The organism is Alicyclobacillus dauci, assembly GCF_026651605.1.
GTDB lineage: Bacteria > Bacillota > Bacilli > Alicyclobacillales > Alicyclobacillaceae > Alicyclobacillus > Alicyclobacillus dauci.
Map to the genome: position 1 here is coordinate 748,905 of NZ_CP104064.1, position 12,945 is coordinate 761,849.

Sequence of the window (12,945 nt, forward strand, 5' to 3'; positions counted from 1 at the left end):
GAGAGGGAATGTCTCTAGGAAGCAAAGGGGAATGGCATGGTTGGGAGACAAATTCTTGGGAAGCGCGTGCGACATTTGTCTCGCTACAAAGACATTGCACACATTCTTGTTGCAAATGGGTTCGGGTGGTTTATTGACGAGATCGGTTTAGCGGAAGTTATCGATCTGCCGCGGCGCTTGTTTTCGGACCGGAAAGAGCGCCAGCCACTGACGACATACGAGCGAATTCGGTTGGTCTTTGAACAGCTAGGGCCGACCTTTATTAAACTTGGGCAGATTGCCAGCTTACGCGCCGACGTTTTTCCGCAGGAATTAACAGACGAGCTCGCACGCCTGCAGGACGAAGTACCCCCTGAGCCATTTACGGCAGTCAGGCAGATCGTGGAGATGGAATTTGGTCGCCCATTGGCTGAAGTGTTCAAAGTATTCGATGAAGAACCAGTGGGCTCGGCATCGATTGGACAGGTTCATCGAGCGGAGCTTATGACCGGGGAAGAGGTCGCAGTCAAAGTTCAACGTCCCGGGATATCCCTGAAAATTGAAGTAGACCTCGAGATTTTAGCGGACTTAGCGCGGATGGCGGAACGGCATTTCAGCTGGGCCGCGCACTATCAGTTGAGCGAGGTCGTTGAAGAGTTTCGTTACACGTTGATGAATGAGTTGAATTACACCATTGAGGGTCGAAATGCTGACAAGCTTCGGGAGATTCACGCGGGTGACGAAACGGTTCGAGTCCCGAACATCCTCTGGGATTGGACAACATCGCGTGTCCTTACGATGGAATACGTCCGCGGTATCAAGTTAAGTAACCCAAAACTGCTCGAGGAAGCCGGTTACGATGTTCGTTTGATCGCAGAGCGGGCTGCCCATGCCGTCTTCACGCAAATGCTCATCCACGGTTTTTTCCATGCCGATCCTCACCCGGGAAACCTCGCTGTTCTACCGAACCACAGCATCCTCTTCATGGACTTCGGCATGGTGGGACGCATCACCCCTGAGATGAAGCGCTTGCTGACAGGCCTCATTGTCGGTCTTATGCGGCGGGACTCGGATGCCATCATCCGTACTTTGTACCGAATGGGCGTTGTTCCGGCGGACGTCGACGACAGCCGTTTGCGTCGCGATGTCGACGGGCTGAGGGAGAAATATTACGATATCCCTTTTCAACAGATCAGTCTCGGCGAGGCGACATCGGACTTGTTTTCCATTGCGTATCGGCACAGAATCAAAATCCCCTCTGACCTCACACTGGTCGGCAAAACGCTCATCACCATCGAAGGCGTCGTCGAGGGGCTCGATCCAACGTTTCGCATTCTTAACATCGCCGAACCGTTTGGGCGCCGTCTCCTTCGGGATCGGATGAACCCAAGGAATCTTACCCGGGGTGCCGTGCGTGGGGCACTCGATCTCATTGATTTCGTGAGCGATCTCCCAAAACAGCTTCGATCCGCACTACATACCCTGACCGGCGGACAGTTAAAAGTACAATTTGAACTCTCCGAGGTCGATCAACTCGTACGCCAGCTTGTTCGCATCGGCAATCGACTATCGTTCAGTATTCTCCTCTTGTCGTTCAGCATTTTTATGGCGGGGTTGATGATCGCATCGGCGTTATCCAAGACCCCATCCGCACTCTTTTCCGTTCCCATGACGGATATCGGCATGGGTGTTGGCCTGCTTCTATTGTGTTTTCTGATATTTTCTATATGGAGATCCAATCGTTAGACTGCAAATTGGAACGGAGGGACTTGGTTGGCTACATACACTGATCTCTATCAAGTTGATGCATTCACAGAGACGCCTTTTAACGGTAATCCAGCCGGTGTCGTGCTCGATGCTGGGCAAATTACACCGGATATCCGTCAGAAGATTGCACGCGAATTGAACTGTTCGGAGACGGCGTTTGTCACCCAAACGGGGCAAACTACGTTTCGCTTCCGGTATTATACGCCGGAGACCGAGGTCGATCTCTGCGGTCACGCCACCATCGCAACGCTTCACACATTACACGAACAGAGCGGACTGACAGGGGAGATTTTAGTCAATACGAACGTAGGCGATTTGCCGATGCGCATTGAAGCGGACGGCACAGCGTGGATGCGGCAAGCTGCACCGCAGTACCGCGACATCGATGAGACAACCAAATCGCGCATATTGGATTCGCTGGGATTGACCAAGGATGAACTCGACGCCAACCTTCCTTTTGGGTTGGCATTCACGGGATTGTGGGACATCATGCTTCCCTTGCCGACACGACAAAGCGTTCACGCTTTACAGCCAAACTTTGACGCTTTGGCGAAGGTCTCAAAGCAACTTGGTGCGGCTTCGGTTCACATTTACGCGTTCGATCCGGTCGACCAACAATCCACCCTCCACACACGCGACTTCTCGCCAGCTGTTGGGGTCAATGAGGACCCACACACTGGTACAGCCAATGGCGCACTTGGCGCACTCCTCGTTCATCATGGGGTGCTGAAGCCGGGTCAATTTATCTTTGAACAAGGGTGGAGTATTGGCCGACCCGGGCATATTCTCGTAGAAGTGACGCCAGATATGCAGGTGTTTGTCGGCGGTCGTGCCGTGACCACCATTACAGGGAGACTTCGGCTGTCTTGAGAAACAGTCGAGGGAAGTGGGGCATGTTGAATCCTCTTGGTGTGATACACTATTTGTAAATGAGAGGGGAGTCACACATGGGCCTGTTTGACCGCATTCGTGCTGCTGTGAATGGAGATCGAACCTGTCCTCCCGAGCACCTGGAAAGCTACAAACGGCTTGCAAACGAAGTGTACGGGGTGGAAGTGGAACTTGCGGATACGAAATCTCCGCGATCCCGTGCATATTTACAGGCTGCAAAGTGCTTCCAAGTCATGGGAGAGGCTTTGTTGCGCGATGCCTTTCCGGGATCGAGTGGCGCGGACACGGCAGTTCCCATGGTGACTCACGAACAGGCCGAGGTCTGGTACGAACAGATCCCAGACCTCCTCATTGCAGCCCGTCAAGAAGCCGCATTTGCAGGAAGCGCAAAATTGCCGTTGCCCCACCGGATCGGCCGGCGGATCGAAGCTGGTCGTGCATGTCCCACGAGTCATCTGGCTGGGATGCGACGGGCAGCAGATGCCATCGAAACCTTGCTGGAGGATGATCTGCGGCACGCACGCCTGGAAGGCGAAACATATAAACAACCGATACTCTTATATGAGGAAGCGCGGACACGGCGCCAAATGGGCGATGCCATCGTAGGCACGATTATGGATGGCCAACATGTTCCCGTTGTCAGTCACGAGGAAGCCGAGGATCACTATTGGCAGGCTTTGTCCAACTATGTGCTCATCGCACAGGGGCTAGCGGATCCGACCCTTCTCGACCAAAGACCAGCCGTTCACACTCAGTACCAGCGGACAAAGTTGGATTCGAACGATCCCTGGCGTGTGACCTCCAAAATCGCCATCCAGGAAATTCGCGAAGCAGGCGAATGGTGGCAAGCCGAACGAGACTTGCGAGAACACTGGGATTTGCACCGCATTACGCCCGAAGAGCGGGAGTATGAGGCGACCGTTGAATATCTCGTCTCCGTGGGCAATATCGTGGAGGAAGGCTACTGGTTTTGCTGCCCATTCTCTTCTGTCTACAGAGTAGTGCGGGGTCCTGTGTATATCATTGGTCGGACGATTTCACAGGGCTATGTCTTTACGTGGGACTACGGGGACGATGGTGCACCTGGTCGATTTATCTGTGAAAGCAGCTTTGAACGCGCGAACGGCCGTGAATACTGTGATGACTGACAACGACAGCTTACTGTCACGCGCGATGTGGCTTTCATGAGCGTGTGGATTACGTGAAGGCTAGTCATACTCGATCAATTTATCAGAGGATGTTGACGGATGTCCCTGTTTCGGAAACTGAGGAATGCTGCACAACAAACGGGCAAACGCGAGTCGGGTGACGATAACGCGGAGCGAGCCATCAATATCTACATTGAGGCTGCGAGTGAACGCTTGCGATCCTTTCATACAGAGGTACAACGGGTACAGGCGCAAACCATCACGCTCCGTCGCAAAATTTCCGAGTTGGACGACTTTATCCGCCACGATCACGACTTGGCCAAGTCATCGCTGGCAGCAGGCAACGAGACGGAGGCCATCAAGTACTTGGAGGCCGAGCGGAGGGAGCGTGATCGACAAGACGATCTTCGGTCCCAGCTAGCCCTCAGCGAGAAGACGGCAACCCAATTGGAGTCACTGTACACCAAGCTGGCTGATAGGTTAGACCGCGCCAAAGCCGCCCGAGCCGATCTCGTCGCCCGCCGAGATCGAGCCCAGGTCCAAATTGACGCCTTCGCCAGCCTATCGGACGTGGACGTGCACAACCCGCTGCGTGACTTCGAACGCCTCGAGCTGGACGTCATTCGAGAAGAGGCGAGAGCCGAGGCTGAGTACGAAGTGTATCATTCCCCGCGTGACCCGGTTTCCGCCGCCATTGCAGACCTTCAGCGCGAGTTGGATACGTCGTCCAACGACGGAGGTAAAGACAATAGGGACAGTAGGTAGTTTAGTTAAGGATTGCTCTCACGGACAATCGTCAGTGCCACGAGGGCGGTCTAACGATTAAGATATAGCACGCCTGTGGGACAAGAGAACCACCGAGCACCCCCTCCTCCTCGAACGGCCTTGTCCCACAGGCGCTACATAGGAAACGGGTTCAGGAGTTCAATTTGGAGCGCATAATAAAATCGGCCCTGCACGGAGACCATGCAAGGCCGATTTTCTTTTTGGTAGCGGCGAGTGGATTCGAACCACCGACGCCACGGGTATGAACCGTGTGCTCTAACCAACTGAGCTACGCCGCCACAGACGTGGTGGCTCGGGACGGAATCGAACCGCCGACACGAGGATTTTCAGTCCTCTGCTCTACCGACTGAGCTACCGAGCCAACTTGGTTGCGGGGGCAGGACTTGAACCTGCGACCTTCGGGTTATGAGCCCGACGAGCTGCCAACTGCTCCACCCCGCGACATGGTGGACGTTGACGGGCTCGAACCGCCGACCCTCTGCTTGTAAGGCAGATGCTCTCCCAACTGAGCTAAACGTCCAAACGCGATTGATTATGTGCACATTGCAGCAAAAAACACCAACTTCAATGTACAAGTGGTGACCCCAGCGGGATTCGAACCCGCGTTACCGCCGTGAAAGGGCGGTGTCTTAACCGCTTGACCATGGGGCCACTGGAGCTTCCAACCAGGGTCGAACTGGTGACCTCATCCTTACCATGGATGCGCTCTGCCGACTGAGCTATGGAAGCAAATTGGCTCCCCGAGTAGGATTCGAACCTACGACCCTCCGGTTAACAGCCGGATGCTCTACCGCTGAGCTATCGAGGAATATGGTGGAGGTAAACGGATTCGAACCGATGACCCCCTGCTTGCAAGGCAGGTGCTCTCCCAGCTGAGCTATACCCCCATATATGGCGTGCCCTGAGAGATTCGAACTCCCGACCTTTTGATTCGTAGTCAAACGCTCTATCCAGCTGAGCTAAGGGCACATTGGCTGGGGAAGAAGGATTCGAACCTTCGCGTGACGGTACCAAAAACCGTTGCCTTACCGCTTGGCTATTCCCCATTGTGGGGTGAGTGATGGGAATTGAACCCACGTATGCCGGAATCACAATCCGGTGCGTTAACCCCTTCGCCACACTCACCATATTGCATGCTGCTACATCCTACCCACTGTATAAAAACTTATACATCTGAGGTAGACGTGCAGATTGGTGGAGGGGGAAGGATTCGAACCTTCGAAGCTTCCGCAACGGATTTACAGTCCGCCCCATTTGGCCACTTTGGTACCCCTCCAAATGGTTCGCAATGCGAATCACTCGCAACGCGCATTCAGTACGATACCACGGTCGGTCAACAGGTGTCAAGGATCAAGCACGCGATTTTTTCTACCAATGTCTGTTAGGAGGCGGACTCTATGCTCTTGGACACATGTCATATAGGAAAGAGTCGGCAAGGATTGCTAGCTATGGTAGCGACACCGGGTTTCTTATTGCCATGGGGCGAGTTGAAAGCACGGCGCCATTCTGTCGGGGTCGTGATGGCTGAGTGTCGGAGTTTTTCGGTTGTTCGGTGTTTGGTCCCCTTGATTCGGCCTTGGATAATGCGATCAGGCCTGGTGTGCCGCAAGGCGGGTGTGGGTGTGGGGTGTGGGGTGTGCACGTAAGGCACCGGCGTTCCTCTGTGGGTCACTTCAGTTCTGCTCAGATGCGAACAAGGAACTGGGAGTCCTTTTATCGACGCAGTCCGGCCGGATGGTAGTAGCAAATGATCGGATAAAAGCACAGCAGTCCTTAGTTAAATGCTGGGTAACAAGACTTCTCGAATAACGCGCTAGCAGTCTCCTGTCCACAGATACAAATTTCAGACCTTCTCGTTCATGCGGACTTTCCGAACACCGATGGATCATGTACGTTCGTGCTAAAGACGAAAGGAATTCGGTATGGCTGTGGCAGCAAATGAATTAAATCGTCCGAGTGACATGGTTAACTGACGGGCTTCCGATATGGTTCCCAGTGGGCATAATTTAGGTTCTTTCCCACCGCTTGCAAGTATCAAGTTAGTTTTAGCATGCGGATAGCACGTTAATGTATCTCAACTCCTTAAACCGTCACGTCTTCACACCTAAAGAAAAATATTACTTCATCTACTAGCATCATTTATCGCGAAAATGTATCACGACGATTATGTAACGGCATCTAGTTACCTAGATGATGGTACGGATTTCGCCCTTGCTCGAGATCCTGACTCACAAGGTGTGGTTAATCCAGGTTGTAAGTATTGTCTACATGTAACAGTATTACGAACATGACGCTGGGTCTCCATGTCCCCGAGCCTTAGACACGGTCGTAGAAAAAGTTAAATTAAGTACTTGACGAAGCCGTAACGCCCATGCTATGATTGTCGACGTCGCCAAAACGGCGGCCGCGAAATAAGCCCGGCATCATGCGGTTCGTAAGACTTTTTGATGACGGATTTGGTTCCTTGAAAACTAAACACACCACGCCTGAAAGTTTCAGTCGAGACAACTTCGGTTGTCACGACAAACGGATAACATTCTGGCGAAACGCCAGTAACATTTATTGAGAGTTTGATCCTGGCTCAGGACGAACGCTGGCGGCGTGCCTAATACATGCAAGTCGAGCGGACATCTTCGGATGTCAGCGGCGGACGGGTGAGTAACACGTGGGCAATCTGCCTACCAGACTGGAATAACACTCGGAAACGGGTGCTAATGCTGGATAACATTCGCGAAGGCATCTTCGCGAATTGAAAGATGCAAATGCATCACTGGTAGAGGAGCCCGCGGCGCATTAGCTAGTTGGTGAGGTAACGGCTCACCAAGGCGACGATGCGTAGCCGACCTGAGAGGGTGACCGGCCACACTGGGACTGAGACACGGCCCAGACTCCTACGGGAGGCAGCAGTAGGGAATCTTCCGCAATGGGCGCAAGCCTGACGGAGCAACGCCGCGTGAGCGAAGAAGGCCTTCGGGTTGTAAAGCTCTGTTGCTCGGGGAGAGAGACAAGGAGAGTGGAAAGCTCCTTGTGAGACGGTACCGAGTGAGGAAGCCCCGGCTAACTACGTGCCAGCAGCCGCGGTAATACGTAGGGGGCAAGCGTTGTCCGGAATCACTGGGCGTAAAGCGTGCGTAGGCGGTTGCGTGTGTCTGGAGTGAAAGTCCAAGGCTCAACCTTGGGATTGCTCTGGAAACTGCGCAACTTGAGTGCTGGAGAGGCAAGGGGAATTCCACGTGTAGCGGTGAAATGCGTAGATATGTGGAGGAATACCAGTGGCGAAGGCGCCTTGCTGGACAGTGACTGACGCTGAGGCACGAAAGCGTGGGGAGCAAACAGGATTAGATACCCTGGTAGTCCACGCCGTAAACGATGAGTGCTAGGTGTTGGGGGACACACCCCAGTGCCGAAGGAAACCCAATAAGCACTCCGCCTGGGGAGTACGGTCGCAAGACTGAAACTCAAAGGAATTGACGGGGGCCCGCACAAGCAGTGGAGCATGTGGTTTAATTCGAAGCAACGCGAAGAACCTTACCAGGGCTTGACATCCCTCTGACAGGTGCAGAGATGTACCTTCCCTTCGGGGCAGGGGTGACAGGTGGTGCATGGTTGTCGTCAGCTCGTGTCGTGAGATGTTGGGTTAAGTCCCGCAACGAGCGCAACCCTTGACCTGTGTTACCAGCATGTAAAGATGGGGACTCACAGGTGACTGCCGGCGTAAGTCGGAGGAAGGCGGGGATGACGTCAAATCATCATGCCCTTTATGTCCTGGGCTACACACGTGCTACAATGGGCGGTACAACGGGAAGCGAAGCCGCGAGGTGGAGCAAAACCTAAAAAGCCGTTCGTAGTTCGGATTGCAGGCTGCAACTCGCCTGCATGAAGCCGGAATTGCTAGTAATCGCGGATCAGCATGCCGCGGTGAATCCGTTCCCGGGCCTTGTACACACCGCCCGTCACACCACGAGAGTCGGCAACACCCGAAGTCGGTGAGGTAACCTGTATCGGAGCCAGCCGCCGAAGGTGGGGTTGATGATTGGGGTGAAGTCGTAACAAGGTAGCCGTATCGGAAGGCGCGGCTGGATCACCTCCTTTCTACGGAGAAACACCCTTTCAGGACGTGGGAATGTGTTTAGTTTTGAGGGAGCCAAAGCCCTTAGTGGCTAGGTAAACTCAAGGTACCTTGGCAACTGAATATGGAACAACCTCGAATGAAGTAAAACCGGTAACCGAAATGCGAGTAACAGGTTAACGTAACCGGGAAGTATAGATGGAGTAACTGTTTAGGCGGTTATGAAGTCAAAACGGTGAAGTTAGAAAGAGCGCACGGAGGATGCCTAGGCGCCAAGAGCCGAAGAAGGACGGGGCGAACACCGAAATGCCACGGGGAGCTGTAAGCGAGCATTGATCCGTGGATGTCCGAATGGGGAAACCTGCTAGTGAGAAGCGCTAGTACCGTACAGTGAATACATAGCTGTGCGGAGGCAACCGAGGGAACTGAAACATCTAAGTACCTCGAGGAAAAGAAAGCGAACGCGATTCCGTAAGTAGTGGCGAGCGAAAGCGGAGAAGCCTAAACCGTATACGTGGTACAGACTGCAGTCGATGCGTATGCGGGGTCGAGGGGCTGTAAGTGGGGACCTGCAGGGAACCAACTGGAAAGAATCCATAGGAGAACGGCATGGGAAGGCCGGCCATAGACGGTGAGAGCCCGGTAACTGAAATGGATTGTGGAAAGTGATACAGACCCCAAGTACTGCGGGACACGAGGAATCCCGTGGGAATCTGGGAGGACCACCTCCTAAGGCTAAATACTCCTTGGCGACCGATAGCGGATAGTACCGTGAGGGAAAGGTGAAAAGGACCGCGGGAGCGGAGTGAAATAGAACCTGAAACCGTGTGCTTACAAGCAGTCGGAGCATGCATGACATGTGACGGCGTGCCTTTTGTAGAATGAACCGGCGAGTGATGATGGCAAGCAAGGTTAAGGCGAAGGAGCCGAAGCCGAAGCGAAAGCGAGTCTGAACAGGGCGAATCAGTTTGTCGTCATCGACCCGAAACCGGGTGATCTACCCCTGGTCAGGGTGAAGTGCGGGTAACACCGCATGGAGGCCCGAACCCACTGGCGTTGAAAAGCCAGGGGATGAACTGGGGGTAGGGGAGAAATTCCAATCGAACCCGGAGATAGCTGGTTCTCCCCGAAATAGCTTGAGGGCTAGCGTCAGGGAATGAGAAGTGGAGGTAGAGCACTGATTGGGTGCGGGGCCCGCGAGGGTTACCAAGCTCAGTCAAACTGCGAATGCCACTTTGTCGAAGAACCTGGCAGTCAGACTACGAGTGATAAGACCCGTGGTCAAGAGGGAAACAGCCCAGACCAACAGCTAAGGTCCCAAAGTACTGGTTCAGTGGGGAACGATGTGGCGTTGCACAGACAACCAGGATGTTGGCTTAGAAGCAGCCACCATTTAAAGAGTGCGTAATAGCTCACTGGTCGAGTGGCGCTGCGCGGAAAATGTAACGGGGCTAAACCAGACACCGAAGCTATGGATGGAAACATGGTAGGGGAGCGTTCCATTTGCGGGGAAGCTGTGCTGGAAGGCATGGTGGAGCGGATGGAAGTGAGAATGCCGGTATGAGTAGCGAAAAGACAAGTGAGAATCTTGTCCGCCGAAAGCCCAAGGTTTCCTGGGGAAGGCTCGTCCGCCCAGGGTAAGTCGGGACCTAAGGCGAGGCCGAAAGGCGTAGTCGAAGGACAACAGGTTGAAATTCCTGTACCACCGCGGAGCGTTTGAGCGAAGGGGTAACGCAGGAGGCTGAAGGAAGCGGCCGGATGGAAGAGGCCGTCCAAGCAGTGAGCGTGGAGTGTAGGGAAATCCGCATTCTGTGAAGCGTGAGCTGTGATGGGGAGCGAAGAACAGTAGCGAAGTCCTGTAAGTCACACTGCCGAGAAAAGCCTCTAGTGAGTGAAGTGGTGCCCGTACCGGAAACCGACACAGGTGGGCGCGTGGAGAACACGAAGGCGCGCGGGAGAACTCTCGTTAAGGAACTCGGCAAAATGGCCCCGTAACTTCGGGAGAAGGGGCGCTTCGAGAGAAGCCGCAGTGAAAAGGCCCAAGCGACTGTTTAGCAAAAACACAGGTCTCTGCGAAGCCGAAAGGCGAAGTATAGGGGCTGACGCCTGCCCGGTGCTGGAAGGTTAAGAGGAGGGGTTAGGGAAACCGAAGCTCCGAATTGAAGCCCCAGTAAACGGCGGCCGTAACTATAACGGTCCTAAGGTAGCGAAATTCCTTGTCAGGTAAGTTCTGACCCGCACGAAAGGCGTAACGACTTGGGCGCTGTCTCAACGAGAGACCCGGTGAAATTGTAATACCTGTGAAGATGCAGGTTACCCGCGGTTAGACGGAAAGACCCCGTGGAGCTTGACTGTAGCTTGATATGGGATACGGGTACGTCATGTACAGGATAGGTGGGAGACTGGGAAGCTTGGGCGCCAGCCTGAGTGGAGTCGGCGTTGGGATACCACCCTTGAGGTACTTGTGTTCTAACCTAGGACCATAGACTGGTTCGGGGACAGTGTCAGGTGGACAGTTTGACTGGGGCGGTCGCCTCCAAAAGAGTAACGGAGGCGCCCAAAGGTTCCCTCAGCGCGGATGGAAATCGCGCGGTGCGTGTAAAGGCAAAAGGGAGCTTGACTGCGAGACGGACAGGTCGAGCAGGGACGAAAGTCGGGCTTAGTGACCCGGTGGCACCGAGTGGAAGGGCCATCGCTCAACGGATAAAAGCTACCCCGGGGATAACAGGCTGATCTCCCCCAAGAGTTCACATCGACGGGGAGGTTTGGCACCTCGATGTCGGCTCATCGCATCCTGGGGCTGAAGTCGGTCCCAAGGGTTGGGCTGTTCGCCCATTAAAGCGGTACGCGAGCTGGGTTCAGAACGTCGTGAGACAGTTCGGTCCCTATCTGCCGCGGGCGCAGGATACGTGAGAGGGTTCGTCCTTAGTACGAGAGGACCGGGATGAACCGACCGCTGGTGTACCAGTTGTTTCGCCAGAAGCATAGCTGGGTAGCCAAGTCGGGAAAGGATAAGCGCTGAAAGCATCTAAGCGCGAAGCCAGCCTCAAGATAACGTATCCCATCCGGATAACGGAGTAAGACCCCTTGAAGAAGACAAGGTAGATCGGTCTGGAGTGGAAGCGTAGTGATACGTGGAGCGGACAGATACGAATCGGTCGAGGGCTTCACCAGAACACAGAGGTTGTTCCATAGTTCAGAAGCAAGGACCAAACAAACTGTAGCGAAAGCTGCGGTACATAGCGGATGCGACGTAAAGGTGCCATGATAAGTGGAAGAGAGCCTTTGCGGAGGTGTGAGCGTAGCGTTCTGCAGGCCGTAAGGCCGAAGCCAGCGAAGCGAACACCGGAGCAGAAGCAGCCTGGTGGCCATAGCGGAGGGGAAACACCCGTACCCATACCGAACACGGACGTGAAGACCTCCAGCGCCAAGGATACTTGGAGGGAGACCTCCTGGGAAAGTAGGACGTTGCCAGGCGAGAGAGAAAGAGCCCTTGAGGGAGCAGAGAATGCTGCCTTGAGGGCTCTTTTGTTTTGTTGTACGGGGAAGGTGATGAGGGGACCGACTAACGTGTGACGGAAGATTTTTATAATAGAAACAAAAAATTAGAAAGGTCGCATCACATCAGAGCCTTCGGGGGAATGGAATAGCAGACTCCCAGTCCGCTCTTTGAAAACATGTCGTCACCCGAAACTGAGTAGAGGAATGGGATTCCCTTCTGCGGCAATTTGCTACTGATCAGATGGCTGTACAGTGCCAACAAAGGTGTCCTGGTTCGTTGTTTGAGCTGGGGCAGAGGCAAAATGCCCAACAAGGCCACGCTGGTACCTTAGCAGCCCCCGTCTCCCGTCCTTGGATTCACCCACACATATCATATTCACAGCTTGGAGACTACATCAAAGAGAAAGTCCGCATTCCATGTGTATGGATCAGGGGACTCCCTGTCCGCTCTTGGACACATGTCGTCACCCGAAATTGAATAGAGGAACGCGGTTCCCTTCTGCGGCAATTTGCAACTGATCAGATGGCTGTACAGCCTCAACGAAGCCCTCCTGGTCCCTTGTTCCCGACTGAGCATAGGCAGAATCCCCAACAAGGGAACGCTGGTATCTTAGTCCCCGCTCCGGCCCCGCCTTCACCGCAACCCCCGAAACCCGACCCGAAGTTCCCCAGTCCCCGTACACTCCATTCTGACCGCTCACTACGCATGTTTTTAAAAGCCCAGAATAACTATGGTATTGCCTGGCGCCGAAATGGGAGATAGATAGGCGGCTCCGGTGAATCATGTCTGCGGGAGAGGATTGA

General features: G+C 54.1%; 5 protein-coding genes, 12 tRNA genes and 3 rRNA genes. 7 read left to right on the top strand and 13 right to left on the bottom strand.

What is annotated here, in order from left to right; all coding sequences use genetic code 11:
- The first annotated feature begins 36 nt into the window (after positions 1-36).
- The 4 genes from NZD86_RS03735 (at position 37) to NZD86_RS03750 (ending at position 4,550) form a co-directional block, all read left to right on the top strand.
- On the top strand, positions 37-1,725 hold the full coding sequence (locus tag NZD86_RS03735) for an ABC1 kinase family protein (RefSeq protein WP_268045164.1): 1,689 nt from the start codon (positions 37-39) through the stop codon (positions 1,723-1,725).
- A gap of 27 nt (positions 1,726-1,752) precedes the next feature.
- The gene (locus NZD86_RS03740) at positions 1,753-2,616 is read left to right on the top strand and encodes a PhzF family phenazine biosynthesis protein (protein ID WP_268045165.1); all 864 of its coding nucleotides are present in this window, start codon (positions 1,753-1,755) and stop codon (positions 2,614-2,616) included.
- A gap of 77 nt (positions 2,617-2,693) precedes the next feature.
- Positions 2,694-3,785, top strand: a complete 1,092-nt coding sequence (locus NZD86_RS03745) for a hypothetical protein (protein WP_268045166.1) — start codon at positions 2,694-2,696, stop codon at positions 3,783-3,785.
- A gap of 99 nt (positions 3,786-3,884) precedes the next feature.
- Positions 3,885-4,550: a PspA/IM30 family protein gene (locus NZD86_RS03750; RefSeq protein WP_268045167.1), complete on the top strand. Its 666-nt coding sequence runs from the start codon at positions 3,885-3,887 to the stop codon at positions 4,548-4,550.
- A 222-nt stretch (positions 4,551-4,772) separates the two neighbouring features.
- On the opposite strand, the gene NZD86_RS03755 is transcribed toward NZD86_RS03750, so the two are convergent.
- The 12 genes from NZD86_RS03755 to NZD86_RS03810 all read right to left on the bottom strand — a co-directional run bounded on the left by NZD86_RS03755 (position 4,773) and on the right by NZD86_RS03810 (position 5,847).
- Positions 4,773-4,849 (bottom strand) — tRNA-Met (locus tag NZD86_RS03755).
- A 7-nt stretch (positions 4,850-4,856) separates the two neighbouring features.
- A tRNA-Phe gene (locus tag NZD86_RS03760) sits at positions 4,857-4,932 on the bottom strand.
- Between the two features lie 4 nt (positions 4,933-4,936).
- Positions 4,937-5,012, bottom strand: a tRNA-Met gene (locus tag NZD86_RS03765).
- A 3-nt stretch (positions 5,013-5,015) separates the two neighbouring features.
- Positions 5,016-5,091: transfer RNA gene (locus tag NZD86_RS03770), tRNA-Val, on the bottom strand.
- Between the two features lie 56 nt (positions 5,092-5,147).
- Positions 5,148-5,222, bottom strand: a tRNA-Glu gene (locus NZD86_RS03775).
- A gap of 2 nt (positions 5,223-5,224) precedes the next feature.
- Positions 5,225-5,300, bottom strand: a tRNA-Thr gene (locus NZD86_RS03780).
- Between the two features lie 4 nt (positions 5,301-5,304).
- Positions 5,305-5,379 (bottom strand) — tRNA-Asn (locus NZD86_RS03785).
- A gap of 3 nt (positions 5,380-5,382) precedes the next feature.
- Positions 5,383-5,458: transfer RNA gene (locus NZD86_RS03790), tRNA-Ala, on the bottom strand.
- Positions 5,459-5,463: 5 nt separating this feature from the next.
- Positions 5,464-5,540 (bottom strand) — tRNA-Arg (locus NZD86_RS03795).
- A gap of 2 nt (positions 5,541-5,542) precedes the next feature.
- Positions 5,543-5,617, bottom strand: a tRNA-Gln gene (locus NZD86_RS03800).
- A gap of 3 nt (positions 5,618-5,620) precedes the next feature.
- Positions 5,621-5,696: transfer RNA gene (locus tag NZD86_RS03805), tRNA-His, on the bottom strand.
- Positions 5,697-5,763: 67 nt separating this feature from the next.
- Positions 5,764-5,847: transfer RNA gene (locus NZD86_RS03810), tRNA-Tyr, on the bottom strand.
- A gap of 1,282 nt (positions 5,848-7,129) precedes the next feature.
- Here NZD86_RS03810 and NZD86_RS03815 point away from each other — a divergent pair.
- The 3 genes from NZD86_RS03815 (at position 7,130) to rrf (ending at position 12,117) form a co-directional block, all read left to right on the top strand.
- Positions 7,130-8,663, top strand: a 16S ribosomal RNA gene (locus tag NZD86_RS03815).
- A gap of 211 nt (positions 8,664-8,874) precedes the next feature.
- Positions 8,875-11,814, top strand: a 23S ribosomal RNA gene (locus tag NZD86_RS03820).
- A 186-nt stretch (positions 11,815-12,000) separates the two neighbouring features.
- A 5S ribosomal RNA gene (gene rrf / locus NZD86_RS03825) occupies positions 12,001-12,117 on the top strand.
- Together the 16S, 23S and 5S rRNA genes form the textbook arrangement of a ribosomal RNA operon.
- 488 nt (positions 12,118-12,605) lie before the next feature.
- On the opposite strand, the gene NZD86_RS03830 is transcribed toward rrf, so the two are convergent.
- Complete coding sequence (locus NZD86_RS03830; RefSeq protein WP_268045169.1) at positions 12,606-12,842, bottom strand: hypothetical protein; 237 nt, start codon at positions 12,840-12,842, stop codon at positions 12,606-12,608.
- Positions 12,843-12,945: the final 103 nt, after the last annotated feature.

What these genes read in the sequence shown, in the direction of transcription:
- NZD86_RS03745 (WP_268045166.1), top strand. Translation starts at nt 2,694, where the DNA reads ATGGGCCTGTTTGACCGCATTCGTGCTGCTGTGAATGGAGATCGAACC.
- NZD86_RS03735 (WP_268045164.1), top strand. Translation starts at nt 37, where the DNA reads ATGGTTGGGAGACAAATTCTTGGGAAGCGCGTGCGACATTTGTCTCGC.
- NZD86_RS03750 (WP_268045167.1), top strand. Translation starts at nt 3,885, where the DNA reads ATGTCCCTGTTTCGGAAACTGAGGAATGCTGCACAACAAACGGGCAAA.